The organism is Methylomicrobium agile (assembly GCF_000733855.1).
GTDB classification, from domain to species: domain Bacteria; phylum Pseudomonadota; class Gammaproteobacteria; order Methylococcales; family Methylomonadaceae; genus Methylomicrobium; species Methylomicrobium agile.
Genome location: NZ_JPOJ01000001.1, coordinates 711225 through 735102, shown reverse-complemented (window position 1 = coordinate 735102; position 23878 = coordinate 711225). Strand labels below are relative to the sequence as shown.

Below are 23878 nucleotides of genomic sequence, written 5' to 3'. Positions count from 1 at the left end.
ATGTCTAGAAGAAGAGTTGCTACCAAAAGAGAAATCATTCCGGATCCGCGTTACGGCAGCGTGATGCTGAGCAAGTTCATGAACATGATCATGGAAAGCGGCAAGAAATCCATTGCGGAAGGCATCGTTTACGGCGCTCTGGATGTGATCGAAAGCAAAGGCCATGGCGAACCTCTGGAAGTTTTGTCTAAGGCGCTTGAAAATGTACAGCCCCGCGTAGAAGTGAAATCGCGCCGCGTGGGTGGTGCGACCTATCAGGTGCCTGTCGAAGTACGCCCCTCTCGCCGCGTGGCATTGGCGATGCGCTGGTTGATCGACGCGTCGCGTAAAAGAAATGAAAAGAACATGCCGGCCAAATTGGCGGGCGAATTGCTGGATGCCTACGAAAACCGCGGCGCTGCAGCGAAGAAGCGGGAAGATACGCACCGCATGGCGGAAGCGAACAAGGCATTCTCGCATTATCGTTGGTAATCGATTACTGCAGATCGTAATTTAGCCGTGGCTCGCAAGACTCCGATAGAGCGATACCGTAATATCGGTATCATGGCTCACATTGATGCAGGGAAAACCACGGTTACCGAACGGATTCTCTATTACACCGGCGTATCGCATAAGATAGGCGAGGTGCATGACGGGGCTGCGACGATGGACTGGATGGCGCAGGAGCAGGAGCGGGGGATTACGATCACCTCTGCGGCGACGACCTGCTTTTGGTCCGGAATGAAAAAGCAGTATCCGCAGCACCGTATCAATATTATTGATACGCCTGGCCATGTCGATTTCACGATTGAGGTCGAACGTTCGCTCAGGGTTTTGGACGGAGCCTGTGCGGTTTTTTGTGCGGTAGGCGGGGTCGAGCCTCAGTCGGAGACGGTTTGGCGACAGGCGAATAAATATCATGTCCCCCGCTTGGTATTCGTTAACAAAATGGATCGCTCGGGAGCGAATTTCTTGCGGGTGATCGAACAGATCAAGTCGAGGCTGGGAGGTCTGGCTGTGCCCATGCAACTGCCGATCGGCGCTGAAGACCGCTTCGAAGGCGTGGTCGATCTGATCAAGATGAAGGCGATCTACTGGGACGAAGGCAATATGGGGATGACCTTCCAAGAGAGGGACATCCCGCCCGATATGCTGGAAGAGTGTAAAACGTGGCGCGAGCATATGGTCGAGGCCGCTGCCGAAGCCAGCGAAGAGTTGCTGGAAAAGTATCTGCTCGAAGAAACGCTCACGAATGAGGAAATCAAGCAGGGCATCCGTCAGCAGACGATAGCCAATAAGCTGATGCCGGCGTTCTGTGGATCCGCCTTTAAAAATAAAGGCGTGCAGGCCATGCTGGATGCGGTAATCGAATACCTTCCGGCGCCAACCGATGTGGTGGCAATTAAAGGTCATCTGGAAGACGAAGAAACCGAAGCGGAGCGACCCTCGAGCGATGAGGCTCCATTTGCCGCCTTGGCTTTCAAAATCGCGACCGACCCCTTTGTCGGCGCTTTGACGTTTTTTAGAGTGTATTCCGGGGTGCTGAATTCCGGCGACAGTGTCTATAACTCGGTTAAAAGACGCAGAGAACGGATTGGTCGGTTGGTGCAGATGCATGCGAACAGCCGCGAAGAAATCAAGGAAGTTCGTGCGGGCGACATTGCCGCTGCGATCGGCTTAAAAGATGTTACGACTGGCGACACTTTGTGCGATCAGGATCATAAAATCGTGCTGGAGCGGATGGATTTCCCTGAGCCGGTCATTTCCGTGGCGGTAGAACCGAGAACAAAGGCCGACCAGGAAAAGATGGGCATTGCGCTCGGCAAACTTGCCCAGGAGGATCCTTCCTTCCGCGTCAGAACGGATGAGGAAACGGGGCAGATCATCATTTCGGGAATGGGTGAGCTGCATCTGGAAATTATCGTCGACCGGATGCGCAGAGAGTTTAATGTTGAAGCGAATGTCGGCGCGCCGCAAGTGGCCTATCGCGAAACGATACGGAAAAGGGTCGAGCAGGAAGGCAAGTTCGTCAGGCAGTCCGGAGGGCGCGGTCAATACGGTCATGTCTGGCTGCGAATCGAGCCGCAGGAGCCGGGTGAAGGTTATCAGTTCGTGAACGGCATTGTCGGTGGCATAGTCCCGAAAGAATACATTCCTGCGGTCGATAAAGGCGTGCAGGAGCAATTGAAAAGTGGTGTGTTGGCCGGCTACCCGGTTCTTGATGTCAAGGTGACCTTGTTTGACGGTTCCTACCACGATGTCGATTCGAGCGAAATGGCGTTTAAAATCGCCGGTTCGATGTGTTTCCGTGAAGGCGCGAGAAAGGCGGATCCGGTCTTGCTTGAGCCGATCATGAAAGTGGAAGTGATCACGCCCGAAGATTATATGGGCGATGTGGTCGGCGATATCAACCGGCGGCGCGGTGTGATCCATGGCATGGAAGATACGCCGTCAGGCAAGGCAATCAGCTGTGAAGTGCCGCTTGCCGAAATGTTTGGTTATGCGACCGATTTACGGTCGGCGACTCAGGGACGGGCGACATATACGATGCAATTTGAAAAGTACACTGAGGCGCCGGCAAGTATTGCGGATGCGATTATTAAAAAATCTTCATTATTTTGAATATTAAAAGAATAGGGTATTGACACATGGCCAAAGAGAAATTTTCCCGTAGCAAGCCACACGTAAACGTCGGCACGATCGGACACGTCGACCACGGCAAGACGACCTTGACCGCGGCATTGACCAAAGTCATGGCGGAACTGCAAGGCGGCGAAGTCAAAGCGTTCGACCAGATCGACAATGCGCCGGAAGAGCGGGCGCGGGGGATCACGATCGCCACCTCGCACGTGGAGTACCAATCGGCAGCCCGGCACTATGCGCATGTGGACTGCCCGGGCCATGCGGACTACGTGAAGAACATGATTACCGGTGCGGCGCAGATGGACGGCGCGATCCTGGTGGTCTCGGCGGCCGACGGCCCAATGCCGCAAACCCGCGAGCACATCCTGTTGTCCCGCCAGGTCGGCGTGCCCTACATCGTGGTGTTCCTGAACAAGGCGGACATGGTGGACGATGCCGAGCTGATCGACTTGGTTGAAATGGAAATCCGCGAGCTGCTGGACCTGTACGAATTCCCGGGCGACGACACCCCGATCATCGTCGGATCGGCCTTGAAGGCCCTGGAAGGCGACCAAAGCGAAGTGGGCGTGCCCGCCATCATCAAACTGGTCGACGCCCTGGATAGCTATATCCCGCTACCGGAGCGCGCCGTGGACGGTGCCTTCCTGATGCCGATCGAAGACGTGTTCTCGATCTCGGGTCGCGGTACGGTCGTCACCGGCCGGGTCGAGCGCGGTATCATCAAGGTCGGTCAGGAAGTGGAAATCGTCGGCATCCGTCCGACCCAAACCACCACCTGCACCGGCGTGGAAATGTTCCGCAAGCTGTTGGATCAAGGCCAGGCGGGCGACAACGTCGGCATCCTGCTGCGCGGCACCAAGCGCGATGATGTGGAGCGCGGCCAGGTGTTGGCGCAAAAAGGCACGATCAAGCCGCACAAACAGTTCAAGGCGGAAATCTACGTGTTATCGAAGGAAGAAGGCGGCCGTCATACCCCCTTCTTCGATGGCTACCGGCCACAGTTCTATTTCCGGACCACCGACGTGACCGGCGCGGTCAAGCTGCCGGAAGGCACCGAAATGGTGATGCCGGGCGACAACATCGCCGTCGAAATCACCCTGATCTCGCCGATCGCGATGGACGAAGGGTTGCGGTTTGCGATTCGCGAAGGCGGCCGTACCGTTGGTGCGGGCGTTGTGGCTTCTATTATCGAGTAATAAACAATGTCAAATCAAACAATCAGAATCCGTTTGAAATCATTTGATCACAAATTGATCGATCAATCGGCTGGTGAAATAGTAGAAACTGCAAGAAGAACCGGTGCGCAAGTCAAAGGGCCGATTCCGTTGCCTACTAAAAAAGAACGGTTCACGATTTTGATCTCGCCGCATGTCAATAAAGATGCCCGGGATCAATACGAATTAAGAACCTATAAAAGATTGCTGGACATTGTAGAGCCTACCGACAAGACCGTTGATGCATTGATGAAACTGGATCTTGCCGCAGGCGTGGATGTTCAAATTAAGTTGAATTAAAAGATAGAGGAATTGGCAGATGTCAATAGGTCTTATAGGTCGTAAGTGCGGTATGACCAGGGTTTTTTGCGAAGATGGCTCGTCTGTGCCGGTAACCGTACTGCAGATCGACTCCAATCGGGTCACTCAGGTTAAAGGTATCGAAAACGATGGTTATCGCGCTGTTCAGGTGACTGTGGGCGACGTGAAATCATCACGAGTCAATAAAGCAATGGCCGGTCATTTTGCGGCGGCCAATGTGACGGCGGGTCGCGGTCTTTGGGAATTCAGGCTCGAAGACGGCGAAGGCGAAGGCATTTCTGTCGGTTCTGAACTGTCTTTGGATATTTTTTCCGCGGGTCAAATCGTGGACGTTCAGGGAACCAGCATCGGTAAAGGTTTTGCCGGGGCGATCAAGCGCCACAACTTTCATATGCAGGATGCGACCCACGGTAACTCGGTGTCGCACCGGGTGCACGGCTCGGTCGGCATGAACCAGACGCCAGGCCGCGTTTTTAAGGGCAAGAAGATGGCGGGTCATCTGGGTGCGGTCAAGACGACCGTGCAAAATCTGACCGTCCATGCGGTCGATGCCGAAAGGCGTTTGATTCTGGTTAAGGGCGCTGTGCCAGGCGCGAAGGGCGGTGATGTCGTGATCAGGCCCGCCTCGAAAATGAAAAATAAAGGTTAAGTTATGGGTTTGCAAGTACCTGCATTGAATGATCAAGACACGGCCGGCAAGGTCGAAGTCAACGAGGCCGTTTTTGGTCGGGATTATAACGAAACGTTGATCCACCAGATCGTCACACGCTTTCTGGCAGCCAAAAGAGCCGGTACCAAGGCGCAAAAGACCCGCTCCGAAGTGAGCGGCGGCGGTATGAAGCCATGGCGACAAAAAGGCACCGGCCGGGCGCGTTCGGGATCGACCCGCAGCCCGATCTGGCGTACCGGTGGTGTGGCGTTTGCGGCAAGACCCCGCAACTACGAGCAGAAGTTGAACAAGAAAATGTTCCGCGCCGGCATCCGCTCGATCCTGTCCGAATTGCTTAGACAAGATCGCTTGGTCGTGGCGAACGACATTTTGCCGACTTCGCCGAAGACGAAGGATTTTGTGGCCAAGCTGAAAGGGCTGGACGCACGCCGTATTCTGATCGTGGTCGATTCGGTCGATCAAAATCTGGCGCTGGCTTCTCGCAATGTGCCTTACATTGAAGTCGTTGAAGCGAACAATCTGAACCCGGTGCTGCTGGTGTCGGCTGAAAAGGTCATTGCGACTTCAGGTGCGCTGAAAAAAATCGAGGAGCACTTAGCATGAGTACGCATCAAAATTATTTAACGACGGTCATTCGCGCGCCGGTCATTTCCGAAAAGAGCACGCTGCAGGCCGAAGTAAACAAGATTATTGTATTCAAAGTCCTGAAGCAAGCCACCAAAAAGCAAATCAAGGATGCGGTGGAGCTAATGTTCAATGTCGAAGTCGACAACGTCAATGTCCTGAATGTGCAGGGCAAGCAAAAACGTTTCGGCCGTACCTTGGGTAAAAAATCGGATTGGAAAAAGGCCTATGTCAAGCTGAAACCCGGCCACGACATCGATTTTTCCGCGGCTTAATTCAACAGATACAAAGATCAATTAGGAAACGGTAGTTAACATGGCGATTGTAAAGTCAAAACCGACATCACCAGGTTCACGGTTTGTCGTACGGATCAAATCAGACGATCTGCATAAAGGCAAGCCGTATGCACCATTGCTGGATAAAAACAGCAAAACGGGAGGTCGTAACAACCAAGGGCGTATCACAACACGTCATGTCGGCGGTGGTCACAAGCAGCACTACCGTATTATTGATTTTAAAAGAAATAAAACCGACATTCCGGCCGTTGTCGAGCGCCTCGAGTACGATCCTAACCGTACCGCGAATATCGCTCTGGTCTTGTTCAAAGACGGCGAGCGCCGCTATATCATTGCTCCTAAGGGCCTGTCGGTCGGCCAGGAAGTGCTGTCTTCCGAAACCGTGCCGGTCAAGCCGGGCAACTGTATGCCGCTGCGCAACATTCCTCTGGGCACCACCGTACACTGCGTCGAGTTGAAGCCGGGTAAAGGTGCGCAGTTGGCCAGAAGCGCGGGCACATCGGCGCAATTGGTGGCGCGCGAAGGCGCGCATGCCACTTTGAGGCTGCGTTCCGGCGAAATGCGTAAAGTACTGGCGGATTGCCGCGCGGTGATTGGCGAAGTGTCCAATTCGGAGCATAATCTGGCGTCTCTCGGTAAAGCCGGCGCAACCCGCTGGCGCGGTGTCAGACCGACCGTTCGCGGTGTGGTCATGAACCCGGTTGATCACCCGCACGGCGGCGGCGAAGGCCGTACTTCCGGCGGCAGACATCCGGTTTCGCCATGGGGTATGCCGACCAAGGGCTACAAGACTAGAAAAAACAAGCGGACTGACAACATGATCGTCAGACGCCGTAAGCAAAAATAGTGAGGAATTAGCGTGCCACGTTCAATTAAGAAAGGTCCTTTTGTTGATCACCACCTTATCAAAAAGGTGGAAGATGCGGTAAGCAGCAATAATCGGAAACCAATTAAAACCTGGTCCAGAAGATCGATGATAGTACCCGAAATGTTGGGTTTAACCATTGCGGTCCATAATGGACGCCTTCATGTTCCGGTACTCGTTTCCGAGAATATGATCGGCCACAAGCTTGGCGAATTTGCCCCAACTCGAACATACAAAGGCCATGTGGCCGACAAGAAATCCAAATAGGTGAGAGATGGAAACTAGTGCAAAATTAAGTAATGCGCCTTTGTCGGCGCAGAAAGCCCGGCTGGTTGGGGATCAAATCCGCGGACTGCCGGTGGATCAGGCCTTGAACGTGTTGAAATTCAGCTCCAAGAAAGGCGCGGCGATCATGAAAAAAGTGCTCGAGTCCGCGATCGCGAATGCTGAAAACAATGATAGCGCCGATATCGACGAGTTAAAAGTGTCTACCGTTTATGTTGATGAAGGGGCGACCTTGAAAAGATTTAAGGCAAGAGCCAAAGGACGTGCAAACCATATCCTGAAGCGGACTTGCCATATCACAGTTAAAGTCGCAGAGAAGGCATAGGGGTAACAATGGGTCAAAAAGTACATCCAGTAGGCATTCGCCTGGGCATCGTGAAAGACTGGAATTCCAGATGGTATGCGAACAACCAGGATTATTCGGTCTTCCTGCATCAGGATTTGCAGGTCAGAGACTACATCAAAAAGAAACTGGCGCATGCATCGGTGAGCCGGATTCAAATCAATCGGCCGGCCAACAATGCCCATATCACGATTCACACCGCGCGTCCGGGTATCGTGATCGGCAAGAAAGGTGAAGATATCGAAATCTTGAAGCAGGAAGTTTCGAAGATGATGGGGATTCCCGTCCAGGTCAACGTTGAAGAAATCAGAAAGCCTGAGCTCGACGCGCAACTGGTTGCGGAAGGTGTCGCTCAACAGCTCGAAAAGCGCATCATGTACCGCCGCGCCATGAAGCGAGCAGTGACCAACACGATGCGTCTGGGTGCAGAAGGCATCAAGATCAACGTCGGCGGTCGTCTGAACGGTGCTGAAATCGCGCGCAGCGAATGGTACCGCGAAGGCCGTGTGCCTCTGCATACGCTGCGTGCAGATATCGATTACGCGACTGCGGAAGCGAAAACCACTTATGGCGTGATCGGCATCAAAGTCTGGATCTTCAAGGGTGAAGTATTCGACATGGATGCGCATCAGGCCGCGCTTAATTCTGAAACCAAAAAATAATCGTTGAAGGAACAGAGACATGCTTCAACCAAAAAGAACAAAATTTCGTAAACAGCACAAAGGCAGAAACAACGGAGTGGCTGTGCGGGGTTCATCCGTCAGTTTTGGCGACTTCGGCTTAAAATCGATTACTCGCGGCCGTTTGACCGCGCGCCAGATTGAGGCCGGCCGCCGAGCGATTACTCGTCACGTCAAACGGGGCGGAAAAATCTGGATCCGGGTTTTCCCTGACAAGCCGATTACGAAAAAACCTTTAGAAGTTCGTATGGGAAAAGGTAAAGGTAGTGTAGAATACTGGGTTGCTCAAGTCAGACCCGGCATGATGCTTTACGAAATCCAAGGTGTGAGTGAAGAACTGGCACGGGAAGCGTTTACCCTGGCGGCGGCAAAATTGCCATTGAAAACACTGTTTACCGCGCGGACGATAATGTAATGAAAGCCACAGAATTACGCCAAAAAACCCAAGACGAACTGAATTCGTTACTGCTCGATTTGGCGCGCGAGCGTTTTAATTTGAGAATGCAAAAAAGTACCGGTCAATTGTCCAAGCCTTCCGAAGTGAAACGGGTTCGCCGTGAAATGGCCCGGATTCAGACCGTTTTGAACGAAAAGAAAGGCGCATAAGTATGAGCGAAAATCAAACCAAAGTTCGGACGATCACCGGACGCGTCGTCAGCAACAAGATGGATAAAACTATTACCGTTCTAGTGGAGCGGGTTGTAAAGCATCCTGTTTACGGCAAGTACGTCAAAAGATCGACCAAGATGATGGCGCATGACGAAAACAACGTGTGCCAGGAAGGCGACGTTGTTTCGATTACCTCATGCCGTCCGTTGTCAAGACACAAAACCTTCAAACTGGTAGAAGTTTTAGAAAGTGCTAACAAATAATTAGCACGAACCTTATTTGAGAAAACTGGGAATTTATCATGATTCAGATGCAAACTAACCTTGAGGTCGCCGACAACAGCGGCGCAAAAAAGGTCATGTGTATCAAAGTACTCGGCGGTTCGCACCGGCGCTATGCGAATATTGGCGATATCATCAAAGTCAGTATTAAAGATGCGATCCCGCGCGGGAGAGTAAAAAAAGGCGAGGTTTACAACGCCCTGGTCGTTCGCACCTGCAAAGGCGTGCGCAGATCCGATGGTTCGGTCATTCGCTTCGACGACAATGCCGCCGTCATCCTGAACAATAACTTGCAGCCACTGGGCACCCGTATCTTCGGGCCGGTTACCCGTGAGCTCCGCGGTGAGAAATTCATGAAGATCATCTCACTCGCTCCTGAAGTGTTATAAGGTAGGGTTTGACGATGCAAAAAATTAAAAAAGGCGACGAAGTGATCGTTCGTACCGGTAAAGACAAAGGCAAAACCGGTCGCGTAAGCAAAATTTTGAAAGATGATAAGGTCCTGGTTGAAGGCATCAATCAAGTTAAAAAGAGTCAACGGCCAAATCCGAATGCGGGCGTGACGGGCGGCATTATCACGAAAGACATGCCGATCCACATCTCCAATATCGGACTTTATAACCCTGCTACTAAAAAAGCGGAACGTGTCGGAATCAAACTTCTGGATAATGGCAAGAAAGTCAGATATTTCAAGTCCACGAACGAAGTTGTTGATGCGTAAGGTGTAATATCATGGCCAGACTACAGACAGAATATAAAGAAAGAATTTTGCCTGCACTGATGCAGCAATTCGGCTACAAGTCGATCATGCAGGCGCCCCGTATTACCAAAATCACCTTGAACATGGGTGTCGGCGAAGCGATTGCAGACAAGAAAATTCTGCAGGCAGCGGTTGCCGATATGGAAAAAATCTCCGGTCAGAAACCGGTGATCACCTTGGCCAGAAAGTCGATCGCGGGCTTCAAGATCCGTGACGATATGCCGATCGGCTGCAAGGTCACTTTGCGCAGCGACAGAATGTATGAGTTCCTGGATCGTTTGATCAATATCGCAATCCCGCGTATCCGCGACTTCAGAGGCTTGAACTCTAAGAGCTTCGACGGCCGTGGCAATTATTCGATGGGGGTGAAGGAGCAAATCATCTTCCCTGAAATCGATTATGACAAGATCGATATGTTGCGCGGTATGGACATTACCATTACGACCACCGCCAGGACCAATGAAGAAGGTCTGGCGCTGCTCAAACAGTTCAATTTTCCATTTAAGAATTAAGGCGATATTGGTATGGCGAAGAAGTCAATGATAGCGCGCGAAGACAAGCGTAAAAAGTTGGCGCAAAAATACGGCGCAAAACGCAAGTCTTTGAAAGAGACGATCAGAAACCCGAATTCAACGTTCGAAGAAAAAGAAGCGGCCCAGCTGCAACTGCAAAAACTGCCAAGAGACTCCAGCTTCTCTCGGGTGCGCAACCGGTGCAATTTGACGGGCCGCCCGCATGGTTATTACCGTAAGTTTGGTCTCAGCCGCAACAAGCTGAGAGAGGCCACGATGCGCGGCGACGTACCCGGTCTGGTCAAGGCCAGCTGGTAACTCTGCCGGATCATGTTTGGAGATTGAAAATGAGTATGACAGACCCTATTGCAGATATGCTGACCCGGATCAGAAACGGTCAAGCAGCTGGCAAAAAAATAGTTAAACAACCCTCTTCCAAGCTGAAAGTCGCGATCGCGAAGGTCTTGAAGGAAGAAGGCTATATTTCCGATTACAGCACCGAAACCGTCGGCAATCACACCGAGATGACAATCGTGTTGAAATATTACCGGGGCGCCCCTGTAATCGAAAGCATCAAAAGAGTTAGCAGACCCGGTTTGCGCATTTATAAGTCGAAAGATGAACTGCCAAAAGTGCTTGGCGGTTTGGGTATTGCTATTGTATCAACATCCAATGGTGTAATGACCGATCGAGCTGCTCGTGCAATTGGACATGGCGGTGAAGTGATTTGTACCGTTTGCTAATATAGGCGTGATATGTCAAGAATTGCAAAAGCCCCAGTGACGATTCCACAGGGCGTGGACGTCAAACTCGATGGCAACAACCTGACCGTCAAAGGAAGCAAAGGTCAGTTGTCTTATCAATTTAATTCCGCGATCGGCTTCAACTTTGTCGATAAAACCATCCAAATGGAATGGAACAAAGACGACAAGGCAGCGACTGCACAAGCGGGCACCGCCCGTGCGCTCATCAGCAATATGGTGACGGGCGTATCTGTAGGCTATGAGAGGAAGCTGACCTTGGTCGGCGTCGGTTACAGAGCGCAGGCGAAAGGCAGTGTCTTGAACCTGGCGCTGGGTTTCTCGCATCCGGTCGACTTTGAAGTGCCTGCGGGCATTACCGTGGAAACCCCAAGTCAAACCGATATCGTGGTCAAAGGCACCGACAAGCAACTGGTTGGTGAGGTGGCTGCGAAGATCAGAGCGTTTCGTCCGCCAGAGCCTTATAAAGGTAAAGGCGTTCGCTATGCGGATGAAAATGTCGCCCGTAAAGAAGCTAAGAAGAAGTAAGGTAGCGTGATGGAAAAGAAGAATAGTCGTATGAAGCGCGCATTGAAATTGCGCAGCAAAATCAAGAGACTGGGTACGACCCGTCTGTCGGTTCATAAAACATCACAGCATATCTACGCCCAGATCATCAGCGGCGACGGTAACAGCACTTTGGCCAGCGCGTCGACCAATCAAGCGGCGATCAAGGCGGCGGTCGGCTACACCGGCAATATCAAAGCCGCTGCCGAAGTCGGCAAAGTGATTGCCGAGCGTGCGTTGGCCGCCGGCATTACCGAAGTGGCGTTCGATCGTTCGGGTTTTAAATATCACGGCCGTGTGAAGGCGCTTGCAGAAGCTGCGCGCGAAGCCGGTTTGAAATTTTAGGGGATTACAATGGCAGCAGCACCTACACAAGGCAGCACTGACGGTCTGCAGGAAAAACTCGTCGCGGTTAGACGGGTGGCAAAAGTTGTTAAAGGCGGACGTGTTTTCGGCTTCACCGCATTGACGGTGGTCGGCGACGGCGAAGGCCGCGTTGGTTACGGCGTCAGCAAAGCGCGCGAAGTGCCGATCGCAATTCAAAAATCGTTGGAACAAGCGCGCAAAAACATGCGTAAGGTTCCGTTGAAGGGCGACACCCTGCAATACCCGATCGTGAATACGACCGGCGCCGCGAAAGTTTTCATGCAGCCAGCTTCCGAAGGTACCGGTATCATCGCGGGTGGCGCAATGCGCGCAGTTTTCGAAGTCGTCGGGATTCACAACGTATTGGCGAAATGCATTGGCACCAGCAATCCGATCAATGTGGTCAGGGCGACGATCAACGGATTGACCTCGATGCACAATCCGAATCATATTGCCGCGAAGCGTGGTTTGACGATCGAACAGATTTTGGGGCAATAAACGATGACCAGCAATAAACTCAGCGTCACGATGATCAAAAGCAAACACGGTCGTTTGCCAAATCACCAGGCATGTCTGAAAGGTTTAGGTTTAAGCAGAATCAACCAGACGGTTGAAGTGCTGAATACGCCCGAAAACCGTGGCATGATCAAGAAAATCGCTTACATGTTGAAAGTCGAGGAGCGGTAATGTTTTTGAATTCCATTCAAGCGAGCCCGGGTTCGCGCAAGAAAGCCAAGCGCGTCGGTCGCGGCATCGGCTCGACCCTGGGTAAAACCTGCGGCCGCGGCCATAAAGGTCAAAAAGCCAGAGCCGGCGGCTTTCATAAAGTTGGTTTCGAAGGCGGTCAGATGCCTTTGCAGCGCCGTTTGCCGAAGATCGGGTTTAAATCGCGTAAAGCGATGTTTACGGCCCAAGTTCGTCTCAACGAGTTGAACGGTTTGCAGGCTGACGTGATTGACGTACAAACCTTGATCGACAGTAACATCGTTCCTGTTTTCACCAAAACCGTGAAGGTAATCAAGTCGGGCGAAATATCCCGTGCAGTGACCCTCAAGGGCTTGAAAGTGACGGGCGGTGCGCTGGCTTCCATCCAGGCAGCCGGCGGCAAAGCAGAGGAATAAACTCGTATGTCAAGAGACGAATCAGCCAATAAACCCGGCGGACTGTCTGAGCTGAAATCCCGGCTTTTGTTCGTTTTGGGTGCATTTTTCGTGTATCGGGTCGGTTCGCACATCCCGGTGCCGGGCATTGATCCGAAAGCGCTGCAGATCATGTTCGAACAACAGAGCGGCTCGATCCTGGACATGTTCAACATGTTCTCGGGCGGTGCGTTGATGCGATTAAGCCTGTTCGCTCTTGGCATCATGCCTTATATCTCGGCCTCGATCATCATGCAGATGATGACGATCATCATTCCTGCGGTCGAGCAGATGAAGAAGGAAGGCGAAACCGGCCGACGCAAAATTTCGCAGTATACCCGTTACGGGACGGTAGCCTTGGCCTCGTTTCAGGCCATCGGTATTTCGGTTGCGTTGCAGAACCAGACCGCCGGCGGGCTTTCGGTAGTCATCAATCCAGGTATTGGCTTTATCGCGATCACCACGATTACCCTGGTGACCGGTACGATCTTTCTGATGTGGCTTGGCGAGCAAGTCACCGAGCGCGGTATCGGCAACGGTATTTCGATGATCATCTTCGCCGGTATCGTTTCCGGTTTGCCGAAAGCGGTGGGTGGAACTCTCGAGCTGGCTAGAACCGGCGAAATGAATGGGGCGTTCATCATTCTGCTGTTTCTGATTACGATAGCGGTGACCGCGATCGTCGTTTTCGTCGAAAGAGGGCAGCGCCGGATTCTCATCAACTATCCGAAAAGACAGCAAGGACGCAAAATGTATGCCGGGCAAAACAGCTTTTTGCCTTTGAAGTTGAACATGGCGGGTGTCATTCCCCCGATTTTTGCATCGAGCATCATTCTGTTTCCGGCGACCGTTGCGAACTGGTTCGGTAACAGTGAGGGTTTGACCTGGCTGCGCGATGTCGCGACGATGTTGTCTCCCGGACAGCCGGTGTATGTGATGTTTTATGCGGCCGCGATTATTTTCTTTTGCTTTTTCTATACCGCCCTGGTATTCAACTCAAAAGAAACCGCCGAAAATTTGAAAAAATCAGGCGCCTTTTTGCCGGGCATTCGGCCTGGCATCCAAACAAGCGCTTATATCGACAAGGTAATGACCCGGCTGACATTGATCGGTGCATTCTATATCACGCTAGTCTGTTTGTTGCCTGAGTTCTTGATTCTTTATTGGAACGTACCTTTTTATTTTGGCGGTACATCACTTTTAATTATCGTGGTCGTGGTTATGGATTTCATTTCGCAAATGCAAACTCATATCATGTCTCATCAGTATGAAGGCCTGATGAAGAAAGCCAATCTGAAAAAATAAATTCAATTCAGTTTCCAATAGGAGTCAACCAATGAAAGTCCGAGCTTCGGTTAAAGCAATTTGCAGAAAATGCAAAATCGTAAAAAGAAATGGCGTCGTTAGAGTGATTTGTGAAGACGCTAATCACAAACAACGGCAAGGTTAATAATTATTTGTGCCGTAATTCAACGAGTGTTATAATTCGGCGCTTAACTCAAGAATAGAACTCAGGGGAATATCTACATGGCGCGTATTGCCGGGATAAATATACCAGATCATAAGCATGCGGAAATTTCATTGACCGCAATTTATGGCATTGGCCGTAAAACAGCGCAGAATATTTGCACTGAAGCGGGCATTTTGCCATCTGTTAAAATCAAGGAACTGTCCGAAGAACAGTTGGATACGTTGCGGAACATCATTTCCAAGATGACCGTCGAGGGTGATTTGCGTCGTGAAGTTTCGATGAATATCAAACGCTTGATGGATCTCGGTTGCTATCGCGGAATACGGCATCGCCGTGGTTTGCCGCTCAGAGGACAAAGGACGAGAACGAATGCGCGTACTCGTAAAGGTCCCCGCAAACCGATCAAGAAATAATTCCCGGCAGAGGTTAAATAAATGGCTAGTCCAGCTCGTACCAGAAAACGCATCAAGAAAGAAGTCGCTGACGGCGTCGCGCACGTTCACGCTTCGTTTAACAACACCATCATTACGATTACAGACAGAAAAGGCAATACGCTGGCTTGGGCTACCTCCGGCGGTTCGGGGTTTCGCGGGTCGCGTAAGAGCACTCCGTTCGCGGCGCAGGTTGCTGCGGAGAAGGCAGGCACCATCGCTCAGGAATACGGCATGAAAAACCTGGATGTAATGATCAAGGGCCCTGGCCCGGGTCGTGAGTCCGCTGTTCGTTCTCTGAACAACTTGGGTTTCAAAATTACCAATATTGTCGACGTGACTCCGATTCCTCATAACGGATGCCGTCCACCCAAAAAACGCCGCGTATAGTCTCTGGAGTTGTAAATCATGGCAAGATATCTCGGACCTACCTGCAAACTGAGCCGCAGAGAAGGCACTGACCTGTTTTTGAAAAGCCGGGGCAAATCCCTGGAAGGCAAATGTAAGCTGGATCAAAGACCCGGCCAGCATGGCACCAAACGCACACGGAACTCGGACTACGCGATGCAGTTGCGCGCCAAGCAGCGGCTGCGCAGAATCTATGGCGTTCTGGAAAGACAATTCAGCAATTATTATAAAATCGCCGATCAGAAAAAAGGCGCTACCGGTGAAAATTTATTGAATCTGCTCGAGTCGCGCCTGGATAACGTCGTGTACCGGATGGGCTTTGCATCTACCCGAGCCGAAGCGCGTCAATTGGTCAGCCATAAGGCTTTTCTGATCAATGGAGCGACTATCAATGTGCCTTCGTATCAGGTTTCGCCAGGCGATGTAATTTCCGTGAAAGAGAAAGCCAAAAAGCAGCAGCGTATTATCGATGCGCTGACGGTTACCGAACAATATGGCTTTCCTTCATGGGTTGAAGTTAACTCTAAAACGATGACCGGTACTTTTACCTCATTGCCGGATCGCGCCGACTTGGGCAGCGATATCAACGAACAGTTGGTTGTAGAGTTGTACTCAAAATAATTACCATTCTGAGGGAATTAAATGCAGAATTCAATTTCTGGTTTGTTGAAGCCTCGTATCGTTGAGGTTATTAGTAAATCGAAGAATCATTCAAAGATCGTCATAGAGCCGCTTGAACGCGGCTTTGGTCATTCGATTGGCAATGCCTTACGCCGCGTTTTGCTTTCTACGATTCCAGGATGCGCAGTAACCGATGTCGAGATCGACGGCGTACTGCACGAGTACACCACGATTGAAGGTGTTCAGGAAGATGTCATTGACATCCTGCTGAATTTGAAACAATTGGCGGTCATCCTGCATTCGCGGGATGAAGCCGTTTTGACCTTGTCGAAAACAGGTGCAGGCACCGTCACGGCTGCCGACATTTCATTGCCTCATGATGCGGAAATCGTTAATCCCGATTTGGTGATTGCCAACATGACCCAGTCGGGGTCTTTGAATATGAAGATTCGCGTTCGCCGCGGCAGAGGTTATGAACCTGTCAGTGTGCGCAGAACGCGCAATGATAGTACATCTGCGGTCGGCGCATTGCATGTGGATGCTTCCTATAGTCCGATCGTTCGCGTCGCGTATTCGGTCGAGAGCACCCGGGTCGAGCAGCGCACCGATTTGGACAAGCTGATCATCGAGCTCGAAACCAACGGTACCGTCGATCCTGAACAAACGATCAAATTGGCCGCGACCATTTTACATGATCAGTTGTCCGTTTTCGTCGATTTCGAGAAGGTGGCAGAGCAGCCGGCTGAAGAAATCTATGTTCCGGAAGATAATTTCGATCCGATTTTGCTGCGTCCGGTCGATGATCTCGAATTGACCGTGCGTTCGGCGAACTGTTTGAAAGCCGAAAATATATTCTATATCGGCGATTTGATTCAGCGCACTGAAGTCGAGTTATTGAAGACGCCGAATCTGGGTAAGAAGTCTCTGACCGAGATCAAAGATATTTTGGCGCTAAAAGGGCTGTCGCTTGGCATGCGCCTGGAAAACTGGCCGCCGGATAGTCTGGCAGAGCATATTCATTCAAGCAATTAACATCCATATAGCTAGGTCCCGATAAAATGCGACACAGAAAATCCGGAAAAAAATTCAGCATTACCAGCAGCCATCGTAAGGCGTTGTACAGCAGCCTGACATGTGCGTTGATCAATCATGAGCTTATCAAAACCACTCTACCGAAAGCGAAAGAGTTGAGAAGATACGCCGAGCCTTTGATTACCCTGTCAAAAGAAGACAGCGTTGCAAAGCGCCGTATGGCTTTCGCCAAATTGCGCGACCGTGATGTCGTCACTAAATTGTTCAACGAGCTGGGGCCTCGCTATCAAGGTAGACCGGGTGGTTATCTGCGTATCATGAAATGCGGATTCCGGTCCGGTGATGATGCGCCGATGGCTTATGTCGAACTGGTTGATAGACCGCAATAAGCCTGATTCAAGAGGACAAAAAAGCCGGGCTAGTCCCGGCTTTTCTTTGCTGGTGAAATTCGGTCGTTGCCGGCTCGAATTTCAATTGAGGAAAGGATCGAGTTATTTTTCCAAATACTGTTTCTTGTTTTCTTTGCCGTTCCATTCGTCGGCATCCGGTAATGCGGCTTTAACTTCGGTAATGCTGGGCCATTCTTTGGACAGCGTTGCGTTCAACTCGATAAATTCTTGTTGATCTTCCGGAACTTCATCTTCGGAAAAGATCGCATTCGCCGGACATTCGGGCTCGCAGAGTGTGCAGTCGATACACTCATCGGGATCGATCACCAAGAAATTGGGACCTTCGTGAAAACAATCGACGGGGCATACGTCCACGCAATCGGTAAATTTACATTTGATACAGTTCTCAGTGACTACAAAAGCCATAATTATTTCCGGGAAAGTTGTCGAATTATCGTCGTTAAAGGTGGGTTATCATAACAGAAACCGGGTTTCGATTGAATACCCTATCGGTATAGTGTAGTTATGAATCAAGCAGATGCATTAACCAAACAGGTGGCCGGGACAGCGGTGCGTTAATCTTGAAGCGCATTAGTAGCGGATAGAAGAGGCGTTGCTGAACGAGGCAACGAGCTTCTTGCCGGTTTCCTCTTTCCGGATCTTGTCGAGCGCTTTTTGCGCTTCCGTTTTCAACTGGCTATCCGCAAAAACCTGCTCCGGGCGTGCCGGTGCATTGGCCGCGTGTTCGAAATATTTTTTGGCTTCTTTCGGCCGATCTTGCGTTAGCAGAAAATCGCCGTAATAATAATTGCTGTCGATGCCGTTCGGATTGATTTCGAGCGCGGTTTCAAGCAGTTCTTTGGCTTTATCGTTGTCGCCGAATGCGATAGGCCACTTCGGTACCATGTAATACAGGGTGCCGAGAGTGACGTAGGCGGAGCCGTCCATCGCGTTCGGATTGATGTTGATTGCTTCTAGCAGCAGTTCCTTGGCTTCGTTGACTAACGACAGCGCGGAGAGGGCACTTTGGGTATCGGCCGAGGTCGCTTTGATGACGGCCTCCCAAAAAATCGGCTCGGCCGCTTTCGGGTGTTGTTTTTTGAGCAGCGTCGCTTTCTCCAGGAGCTGTCGATAGGCGCTGCCTTGCCTGGCCTTGGGGGTCTTATAGTAGATAGAGGCCCATTCGCTTTCGATCGATTGCAATGTACTGCCGAGATTATCCGCAACACACTGGCTCGATAGTAGTAATAATGCAACAAAAGTAGTTTTTTTCATACAGCGAACTATAGAGGAATCTTCGCCGCAATTCAACGCTTTTCTAAAAAATTTTTCTCTATGCCAGACGCTCTCGACCTCTCCCGGCAATAGGGAAAATCTTGTATTTATAACAAAGGGTTGTTGAAAGATAATGTGCCGAACAATATCGGCTGTTTATGGTTTTTCACCCCATTCGGAATAAGGATGTAAAGCGAGGTTATTGTTGTAATAACGCAAATCATCGGTGACTTCCGCACCTAGCCAGGCAGGTTTGTCAAAAGCCCGGCCGATTTCGTCAAGTTCGATTTCCGCCACGATCAGGCCCTGGTTCGCGCCTTCGAATTCATCGATTTCCCAGAGGTCGTTGCCGTGCCGGACATAATGCCGGGTTTTTTCGATCAATGGTTTTTTGCATAAATGGGCCATAATCTCTTCAGCGTCGGTAACCGGGATCTCGTATTCATATTCGAGCCGGTGAGTGCCTACCGTGGCGCTTTTGATGTTCAACCAAGCCCGGCGTTCGCAAATTCTGACCCGAATCGAACTGGTCGGTTGTGAGCTTAGATAACCTTGCCTGAATATTTCGGAGCGCTCGACCGCTTGCCGCCAGTTTTCATTCGCGAGTAAAAATTTATGTTCGACTTCTAATGCCATGGCCTTATCGGAAAAAACAGTTGGGGGAGAGGTATTGTAAAACAACCGCACCCAGGCCTTTAAAATAATCTTGGGGAACGGATGACGCTTGAAAAGGTCGGAATAAACGTGAACAGACGTTTACCACGTGGACTTTGCTTGAAACGCAAGCAATGTTAAAGTATTAGTTGACTAAATACGTGGGAATTCCGGGTATTTAGTTTTCTTATGTTCAACTGATTTAAGGATTTTATCAAATGGCTTTCGAACTTCCTGCTTTGCCTTATGCCAAAAACAACTTGGCGCCGCACATTTCCGAAGAAACTCTCGAGTATCACTACGGCAAACATCACCAAGCTTATGTTACGAATTTGAATAATTTGATTCCCGGCACCGAATTTGAAGGATTGTCTCTGGAAGAAATTATTTTGAAATCTTCAGGCGGGATCTTCAATAACGCCGCTCAGGTTTGGAACCATACTTTCTATTGGAACTGCCTGTCGCCCAATGGTGGCGGGGAGCCGGCCGGAGCGTTGGCCGATGCGATCAATGCGACGTTCGGTTCATTCGCAAAATTCAAGGAAGAATTCACCAAATGCGCCGTTACGACTTTCGGTTCGGGCTGGGCCTGGCTGGTCAAGAATAACGACGGTACTCTGGCTCTAGTTAGCACTGGCAATGCGGGATGCCCGCTCACCTCGGGTCAAAAACCGCTGTTGACCTGCGACGTATGGGAGCACGCCTATTACATCGACTACCGCAATGCCCGTCCCACCTATGTGGAAGCCTTCTGGAAATTGGTGAACTGGGATTTTGCGGCAGCGAATTTCGCGGCCTGATTTTTCCTGAATCGAAACCTTCTGCGCCTCTGCGCGGAAGGTTTTTTATGTTGAGAGCCGTTGCTGCTTATTGGAGGATCCGAAACCGGGCAGTGAGGTGATCGATTGTCTTTTGGCTGGCAAATGAAAATCGGCTTTTTTGTTGCAGTCAGCTTTCTTTGCTTTATTTACGCATTGAAACTCTTGTAAGATTAACGGGTCTTTTTGCTTGAGATGCATTTTTCACGAGGATTATTTTCGATGAGTACCCCTAATACTGTAATTATCCGCTCCGAATCCCAGGTGTTGGCAGCCAATAAAATGTTGCGCAATACCTATATGCTGCTGTCGATGACGCTGTTGTTCAGCGCCATGAGCGCCGGACTTTCGATGATGTTGAATCTGCCGCATCCGGGCGTCGTAGTGACGCTGGTCGGCTATTTCGGCTTGCTGTTTCTGACGACCAAGTTGCGCAATAGCGCTTGGGGCTTGTTGTCGATTTTTGCGTTGACCGGTTTCATGGGGTTGACCTTGGGGCCGATCATTAACCTGTACCTGCAGGCGTTTACCAATGGAAACCAGTTGGTGATGATGGCGCTGGGCGGCACCGGCACGATTTTTCTGGGATTGTCGGCTTATGCGCTGACTACCCGCAAGGATTTCAGCTTCATGCGCGGTTTCCTGCTGGTTGGCGTGCTGGTCGCCTTTCTGGCCGGATTGGGGGCGATCTTTTTCACGATTCCTGCGCTGTCGCTTGCCGTCTCCGCGATGTTCATCGTGCTGATGTCGGGGATGATTTTGTTTCAGACCAGCGAAATCGTGCATGGCGGCGAAACGAACTACATCATGGCGACCGTGTCGCTGTATGTGTCGATCTATAACCTGTTCTTGAGCTTGCTGCAATTGCTCGGCGTATTCGGCGGCGACGAGTAGTCCCTATCTTTCTTGTCATTGCGGGGATCGCGTCGAAAACCAAGCGTTTCACGGCCATTGTTCCCGCCTCCACAATTCGCCTGTTTTGCTCTGTTGCGTACGGGCGATGAGTCATAAAACCCGCAACAGCGCGAGATTGGCTTTTATTACGGCAGGGAGGCCGTTGCCCTTCGGCTCGATGCGGTGCTTTTTCGGATTGCCGATAAGGAAAATTTGCTGATGCCGAACCTTAACGCGATCAAACACTATTTGACGACCGCTATTTGGCAGGAAGACGGGCGCGCGCGCTCCGATTTTGCCAAGCAACGGATCACGTTGTTGCGCGGCCTGCTGATTCTGTTCCGCGAAGCATCCGACCCCGATTTGAAATACCGTGCGATGGGGCTGGTTTACACGACGCTATTGTCGCTGGCGCCGTTGCTGGCGGTTAGTTTCTCGGTCCTTAAGGCGTTCGGCGTGCATAATCAGTTGATGCCGCTGCTGTTGGGCGTACTTGAGCCCTTCGGCGAAAAAGGCGCGGAGCTTGCCGACCAAGTCATCGGCTATGTCGAAAACATCAGTATCGGCGTGCTGGGAACGGCAGGCTTGGTATTCTTGCTGTACACGGTCGTTTCGCTGCTGAGCATCATCGAGGAATGTTTCAACCGCATCTGGCGAGTCGAGGCGTCAAGAAACTGGATTCACCGCAGCAGCGACTATATGAGCGTGCTGCTGGTCGGACCGGTTCTGACCGTTTCCTCACTGGGCATGATGGCGTCGATGGCCAGTAATGCCCTGGTGCAGAAAATGATTGCGCTGGAGCCTTTCGGCACCGCGTATTATCTCGCCGGGTTGATTTTGCCTTATGTACTGATCATTGCGGCGCTGACTTTTCTTTACATTTTCATGCCGAATACCCGGGTCAACTTTGGTTCCGCTTTGGTCGGCGGTATCGCGGCAGGGTTGACCTGGAAAATAGGCGGTTGGCTATTCGGCATCTTCGTCGAAAAATCGACGAGCTACAATGCGATCTATTCGAGCTTTGCGATCATTCTGCTGTCGATGATCTGGCTGTATGTCAGTTGGCTGATCGTGCTGTTGGGCGGCGTCGTCTCATTCTTATACCAATATCCGCGCTATCTTCTGCACAAAAACAAAAGACCGTACCTGAGCCATCGCCAGCAGGAATATTTCGGTTTTCTGGTCCTGTACTTGATTGGCAAGGCGTACCATGACGGGAGGCCACCGTGGACACTGCACGCATTGGCGGATGAAATCGACCAGCCCTGGGAATCGGTCCGCCAGATCTTACAAGGTCTCAACAAGGCCGGGTTTGTGATTGCGATCCAGTCCGAACCGAACGCCTATCTTCCCGCCCGGGCTCTCGATACGATCAGCTTGAAGGCAGTCTATGCCCGGCTGCGTGCCTTGGACGGACAGGAGCAGGCGGCTTTCCGTCCGGAAAACGAAGAGGAGGCTGTGGGAGCACTGGCAAACCGTATCGAAGTGGCGGCGATGGCGGTTCTGGAGGGACAAAGTTTAAGCGATCTGATTCAACCGCCGGCGCCAAAAACGCAAGACGGGCCGGAAACCGGGGAACGTTGAGATTCGGAGCGTTTGGGATCGAAGTTCTGATCGAACGATCCATAATCGCGTACCACTTCTCGAATAGGCTCAAGGTGAGCCTCCGTATTCCGGATCCGGCGCGCATCGTTGCGCGGTCGTTTCATCGTTATTCGCACGGGCCTTCGTTTCCATTTCCTGCAGCGCCAGAATACGCTTACCGGCGGCCCGCGATGTCCTCGTTAATGGCCGCCAGCAAAGTGCGCAGCGTATAGGCCGTATATGGCAACGATAGCGCGTGATCAGGCCCACCTGCGTTTTGATCAGTACTCCTTGGCATTCGGGCAGGTACTGGGCGATATTTTTTCTAACTGCATCATTTCCTTCCGCAAAGCATTTCCTCCCACGGCGATGCGAATTTCAATCCGCAGGGCTTTGTCAGGGCCGCATTTCCCTCCGGAATAATCGGTTCGTTCGCCGGCTTCAAGGCGGTATAGCGGTGGGTTCGAAGAAACCACGGAGAAATAAAAGGGCCTGCCGATGCCAAGTATGTTTATTACCGAACAGACGATATTGAATACCTCGGTTAATTTCGGGTTTGTGAAACGTTATTACGTATTCAGCCCTTCTCGGCATTTAAGTCGAGATAACTAACACCTAACCAAGGGAGTAAAAACATGAAATCATTGATTCCTGTTGTAACGGCAGCTGTTTTCGGCGTGGCGATCGCAAGCAATTCTTATGCCGGAGGCGTTAAGGAGAAAAGAGAAGAAGTCAGAGAAGAACGGCAAGACGTCAGGGAAAAACAAAGGGAGCTACAGAAAGCGGTCAATGAAGAAATGCAGGAAGTCAGTCGAGCCAGCAAGATTATCGGCACCGATGTGAAAAATACCAAAGGGGAGGACCTGGGCGACATCAAGGATCTTGTGCTCGATCCTACGAGCGGACGTCTCGCCTATGTCGTCGTTTCCTACGGCGGTATTTTGGGAATGGGCGACAAGCTGTTCGCGATTCCGTGGAATGCCGTACGCTGGTCTGCCGATAAGGATTATTTTACGCTGAATATGGATAAAGAAGCTTTGAAAAATGCCCCCGGATTCGATGAGGACCATTGGCCCGTGAGCGCAGCGCAATGGCAGCAGCAACGCGGGGATCTGAACCGTTTCTACCGCGTTAATCCTTAAGGCGTTTCAAGAAGAGGGCGGGCCCTGAGGCCGGTTTGCGAACCTGCAGAGATACCTTTTCGTTTTTACAGATAGGCGGCCGCCCGGATGGGATGGCCGGTCCGAAAAGCCGGGAGAAGGCGGAAGAACAAGACCGGCCCGGCATTGGCCGGTCCCCGTTTTCCTCGACAAGGGAAAATCGGCTGCGTCGGGCGGCGCGTCGTTCAGGCAGCCGAATTATCCCTTAACCTGCCGGATCTCGATCTTGAGGGTCGAGTGAGCGCAA

The 23878-nt window shown here is 51.3% G+C and carries 38 protein-coding genes; 35 read left to right on the top strand and 3 right to left on the bottom strand.

Annotated elements, in window-relative coordinates; translation table 11 throughout:
- From rpsG to rplQ, 31 genes are all read left to right on the top strand, one after another.
- Nucleotides 1-471, top strand: a complete 471-nt coding sequence (gene rpsG / locus CC94_RS0103465; RefSeq protein ID WP_005373974.1) for a 30S ribosomal protein S7 — start codon at nucleotides 1-3, stop codon at nucleotides 469-471.
- A 27-nt stretch (nucleotides 472-498) separates the two neighbouring features.
- Nucleotides 499-2601 carry an elongation factor G gene (gene fusA / locus CC94_RS0103460; protein ID WP_031429810.1) on the top strand — a complete coding sequence of 701 codons (2103 nt, stop codon included), beginning with the start codon at nucleotides 499-501 and terminating at the stop codon, nucleotides 2599-2601.
- A 26-nt stretch (nucleotides 2602-2627) separates the two neighbouring features.
- On the top strand, nucleotides 2628-3818 hold the full coding sequence (gene tuf / locus CC94_RS0103455) for an elongation factor Tu (RefSeq protein WP_005373968.1): 1191 nt from the start codon (nucleotides 2628-2630) through the stop codon (nucleotides 3816-3818).
- 6 nt (nucleotides 3819-3824) lie between these two features.
- Nucleotides 3825-4136 carry a 30S ribosomal protein S10 gene (gene rpsJ, locus CC94_RS0103450; protein ID WP_005373966.1) on the top strand — a complete coding sequence of 104 codons (312 nt, stop codon included), beginning with the start codon at nucleotides 3825-3827 and terminating at the stop codon, nucleotides 4134-4136.
- Between the two features lie 19 nt (nucleotides 4137-4155).
- Nucleotides 4156-4806, top strand: a complete 651-nt coding sequence (rplC, locus tag CC94_RS0103445; protein WP_031429805.1) for a 50S ribosomal protein L3 — start codon at nucleotides 4156-4158, stop codon at nucleotides 4804-4806.
- A 3-nt stretch (nucleotides 4807-4809) separates the two neighbouring features.
- Complete coding sequence (gene rplD / locus CC94_RS0103440; protein ID WP_005373962.1) at nucleotides 4810-5430, top strand: 50S ribosomal protein L4; 621 nt, start codon at nucleotides 4810-4812, stop codon at nucleotides 5428-5430.
- A complete protein-coding gene (gene rplW, locus CC94_RS0103435; RefSeq protein ID WP_005373961.1) occupies nucleotides 5427-5726 on the top strand; it encodes a 50S ribosomal protein L23 in 300 nt (99 codons plus the stop codon). The genes rplD and rplW overlap by 4 nt, the downstream gene beginning before the upstream one ends.
- Nucleotides 5727-5766: 40 nt before the next feature.
- Nucleotides 5767-6594 (top strand): 50S ribosomal protein L2, encoded by an 828-nt coding sequence (rplB, locus tag CC94_RS0103430; RefSeq protein WP_005373959.1) that lies wholly within the window; start codon nucleotides 5767-5769, stop codon nucleotides 6592-6594.
- Between the two features lie 12 nt (nucleotides 6595-6606).
- Nucleotides 6607-6879, top strand: coding sequence for a 30S ribosomal protein S19 (gene rpsS, locus CC94_RS0103425; protein WP_005373958.1), 273 nt, complete (start codon nucleotides 6607-6609; stop codon nucleotides 6877-6879).
- Nucleotides 6880-6886: 7 nt separating this feature from the next.
- On the top strand, nucleotides 6887-7222 hold the full coding sequence (rplV, locus tag CC94_RS0103420; RefSeq protein ID WP_005373955.1) for a 50S ribosomal protein L22: 336 nt from the start codon (nucleotides 6887-6889) through the stop codon (nucleotides 7220-7222).
- An 8-nt stretch (nucleotides 7223-7230) separates the two neighbouring features.
- On the top strand, nucleotides 7231-7902 hold the full coding sequence (rpsC, locus tag CC94_RS0103415) for a 30S ribosomal protein S3 (protein ID WP_005373954.1): 672 nt from the start codon (nucleotides 7231-7233) through the stop codon (nucleotides 7900-7902).
- A gap of 19 nt (nucleotides 7903-7921) precedes the next feature.
- Nucleotides 7922-8335 (top strand): 50S ribosomal protein L16, encoded by a 414-nt coding sequence (gene rplP, locus CC94_RS0103410; RefSeq protein ID WP_005373952.1) that lies wholly within the window; start codon nucleotides 7922-7924, stop codon nucleotides 8333-8335.
- Nucleotides 8335-8526 (top strand): 50S ribosomal protein L29, encoded by a 192-nt coding sequence (rpmC, locus tag CC94_RS0103405; RefSeq protein WP_005373951.1) that lies wholly within the window; start codon nucleotides 8335-8337, stop codon nucleotides 8524-8526. The genes rplP and rpmC overlap by 1 nt, the downstream gene beginning before the upstream one ends.
- Nucleotides 8527-8528: 2 nt before the next feature.
- Entirely contained in the window at nucleotides 8529-8792 is a 264-nt protein-coding gene (gene rpsQ, locus CC94_RS0103400; protein ID WP_005373950.1) for a 30S ribosomal protein S17, read from the top strand.
- A gap of 38 nt (nucleotides 8793-8830) precedes the next feature.
- Nucleotides 8831-9199 (top strand): 50S ribosomal protein L14, encoded by a 369-nt coding sequence (gene rplN, locus CC94_RS0103395; RefSeq protein WP_005373948.1) that lies wholly within the window; start codon nucleotides 8831-8833, stop codon nucleotides 9197-9199.
- Between the two features lie 14 nt (nucleotides 9200-9213).
- Nucleotides 9214-9531, top strand: a complete 318-nt coding sequence (gene rplX / locus CC94_RS0103390) for a 50S ribosomal protein L24 (RefSeq protein ID WP_005373946.1) — start codon at nucleotides 9214-9216, stop codon at nucleotides 9529-9531.
- Nucleotides 9532-9542: 11 nt separating this feature from the next.
- A complete protein-coding gene (rplE, locus tag CC94_RS0103385; protein WP_005373944.1) occupies nucleotides 9543-10082 on the top strand; it encodes a 50S ribosomal protein L5 in 540 nt (179 codons plus the stop codon).
- A gap of 12 nt (nucleotides 10083-10094) precedes the next feature.
- Nucleotides 10095-10400 (top strand): 30S ribosomal protein S14, encoded by a 306-nt coding sequence (rpsN, locus tag CC94_RS0103380; RefSeq protein WP_005373943.1) that lies wholly within the window; start codon nucleotides 10095-10097, stop codon nucleotides 10398-10400.
- A gap of 29 nt (nucleotides 10401-10429) precedes the next feature.
- Nucleotides 10430-10825: a 30S ribosomal protein S8 gene (gene rpsH / locus CC94_RS0103375; RefSeq protein ID WP_005373941.1), complete on the top strand. Its 396-nt coding sequence runs from the start codon at nucleotides 10430-10432 to the stop codon at nucleotides 10823-10825.
- A 12-nt stretch (nucleotides 10826-10837) separates the two neighbouring features.
- The gene (gene rplF / locus CC94_RS0103370; protein WP_005373939.1) at nucleotides 10838-11371 is read left to right on the top strand and encodes a 50S ribosomal protein L6; all 534 of its coding nucleotides are present in this window, start codon (nucleotides 10838-10840) and stop codon (nucleotides 11369-11371) included.
- A gap of 9 nt (nucleotides 11372-11380) precedes the next feature.
- Nucleotides 11381-11734 (top strand): 50S ribosomal protein L18, encoded by a 354-nt coding sequence (gene rplR / locus CC94_RS0103365; protein ID WP_005373937.1) that lies wholly within the window; start codon nucleotides 11381-11383, stop codon nucleotides 11732-11734.
- A gap of 9 nt (nucleotides 11735-11743) precedes the next feature.
- Nucleotides 11744-12253 (top strand): 30S ribosomal protein S5, encoded by a 510-nt coding sequence (gene rpsE, locus CC94_RS0103360; protein ID WP_005373935.1) that lies wholly within the window; start codon nucleotides 11744-11746, stop codon nucleotides 12251-12253.
- A 3-nt stretch (nucleotides 12254-12256) separates the two neighbouring features.
- On the top strand, nucleotides 12257-12442 hold the full coding sequence (rpmD, locus tag CC94_RS0103355; RefSeq protein ID WP_005373933.1) for a 50S ribosomal protein L30: 186 nt from the start codon (nucleotides 12257-12259) through the stop codon (nucleotides 12440-12442).
- Nucleotides 12442-12876: a 50S ribosomal protein L15 gene (gene rplO, locus CC94_RS0103350; RefSeq protein WP_005373931.1), complete on the top strand. Its 435-nt coding sequence runs from the start codon at nucleotides 12442-12444 to the stop codon at nucleotides 12874-12876. Before rpmD ends, rplO begins: the two co-directional genes overlap by 1 nt.
- A 6-nt stretch (nucleotides 12877-12882) precedes the next feature.
- Nucleotides 12883-14199: a preprotein translocase subunit SecY gene (gene secY, locus CC94_RS0103345; RefSeq protein ID WP_005373929.1), complete on the top strand. Its 1317-nt coding sequence runs from the start codon at nucleotides 12883-12885 to the stop codon at nucleotides 14197-14199.
- Nucleotides 14200-14230: 31 nt separating this feature from the next.
- Entirely contained in the window at nucleotides 14231-14344 is a 114-nt protein-coding gene (gene rpmJ / locus CC94_RS22800; protein ID WP_005373927.1) for a 50S ribosomal protein L36, read from the top strand.
- Between the two features lie 77 nt (nucleotides 14345-14421).
- A complete protein-coding gene (gene rpsM / locus CC94_RS0103340) occupies nucleotides 14422-14778 on the top strand; it encodes a 30S ribosomal protein S13 (RefSeq protein ID WP_005373925.1) in 357 nt (118 codons plus the stop codon).
- A gap of 21 nt (nucleotides 14779-14799) precedes the next feature.
- Nucleotides 14800-15186, top strand: coding sequence for a 30S ribosomal protein S11 (rpsK, locus tag CC94_RS0103335; RefSeq protein ID WP_005373919.1), 387 nt, complete (start codon nucleotides 14800-14802; stop codon nucleotides 15184-15186).
- 18 nt (nucleotides 15187-15204) lie between these two features.
- Nucleotides 15205-15825 (top strand): 30S ribosomal protein S4, encoded by a 621-nt coding sequence (rpsD, locus tag CC94_RS0103330; RefSeq protein ID WP_005373918.1) that lies wholly within the window; start codon nucleotides 15205-15207, stop codon nucleotides 15823-15825.
- 21 nt (nucleotides 15826-15846) lie between these two features.
- Entirely contained in the window at nucleotides 15847-16857 is a 1011-nt protein-coding gene (locus CC94_RS0103325; RefSeq protein ID WP_005373917.1) for a DNA-directed RNA polymerase subunit alpha, read from the top strand.
- A 26-nt stretch (nucleotides 16858-16883) separates the two neighbouring features.
- Complete coding sequence (gene rplQ / locus CC94_RS0103320) at nucleotides 16884-17246, top strand: 50S ribosomal protein L17 (protein WP_005373916.1); 363 nt, start codon at nucleotides 16884-16886, stop codon at nucleotides 17244-17246.
- A gap of 102 nt (nucleotides 17247-17348) precedes the next feature.
- On the opposite strand, the gene fdxA is transcribed toward rplQ, so the two are convergent.
- The 3 genes from fdxA to CC94_RS0103305 form a co-directional block, all read right to left on the bottom strand.
- Nucleotides 17349-17672 carry a ferredoxin FdxA gene (gene fdxA, locus CC94_RS0103315; RefSeq protein WP_005373915.1) on the bottom strand — a complete coding sequence of 108 codons (324 nt, stop codon included), beginning with the start codon at nucleotides 17670-17672 and terminating at the stop codon, nucleotides 17349-17351.
- 165 nt (nucleotides 17673-17837) lie between these two features.
- Nucleotides 17838-18449: a tetratricopeptide repeat protein gene (locus tag CC94_RS0103310; protein WP_245619692.1), complete on the bottom strand. Its 612-nt coding sequence runs from the start codon at nucleotides 18447-18449 to the stop codon at nucleotides 17838-17840.
- Between the two features lie 228 nt (nucleotides 18450-18677).
- Nucleotides 18678-19157: a CYTH domain-containing protein gene (locus tag CC94_RS0103305; RefSeq protein WP_005373911.1), complete on the bottom strand. Its 480-nt coding sequence runs from the start codon at nucleotides 19155-19157 to the stop codon at nucleotides 18678-18680.
- A gap of 236 nt (nucleotides 19158-19393) precedes the next feature.
- On the opposite strand from CC94_RS0103305, the gene sodB reads away from it, so the two are divergent.
- From sodB to CC94_RS0103285, 4 genes are all read left to right on the top strand, one after another.
- On the top strand, nucleotides 19394-19975 hold the full coding sequence (gene sodB, locus CC94_RS0103300) for a superoxide dismutase [Fe] (protein ID WP_005373909.1): 582 nt from the start codon (nucleotides 19394-19396) through the stop codon (nucleotides 19973-19975).
- 240 nt (nucleotides 19976-20215) lie between these two features.
- Complete coding sequence (locus tag CC94_RS0103295) at nucleotides 20216-20887, top strand: Bax inhibitor-1/YccA family protein (RefSeq protein ID WP_005373908.1); 672 nt, start codon at nucleotides 20216-20218, stop codon at nucleotides 20885-20887.
- A 219-nt stretch (nucleotides 20888-21106) separates the two neighbouring features.
- Nucleotides 21107-22471, top strand: a complete 1365-nt coding sequence (locus tag CC94_RS0103290; RefSeq protein ID WP_036304252.1) for a YhjD/YihY/BrkB family envelope integrity protein — start codon at nucleotides 21107-21109, stop codon at nucleotides 22469-22471.
- 635 nt (nucleotides 22472-23106) lie between these two features.
- Entirely contained in the window at nucleotides 23107-23613 is a 507-nt protein-coding gene (locus tag CC94_RS0103285) for a PRC-barrel domain-containing protein (RefSeq protein WP_005373904.1), read from the top strand.
- Nucleotides 23614-23878: the final 265 nt, after the last annotated feature.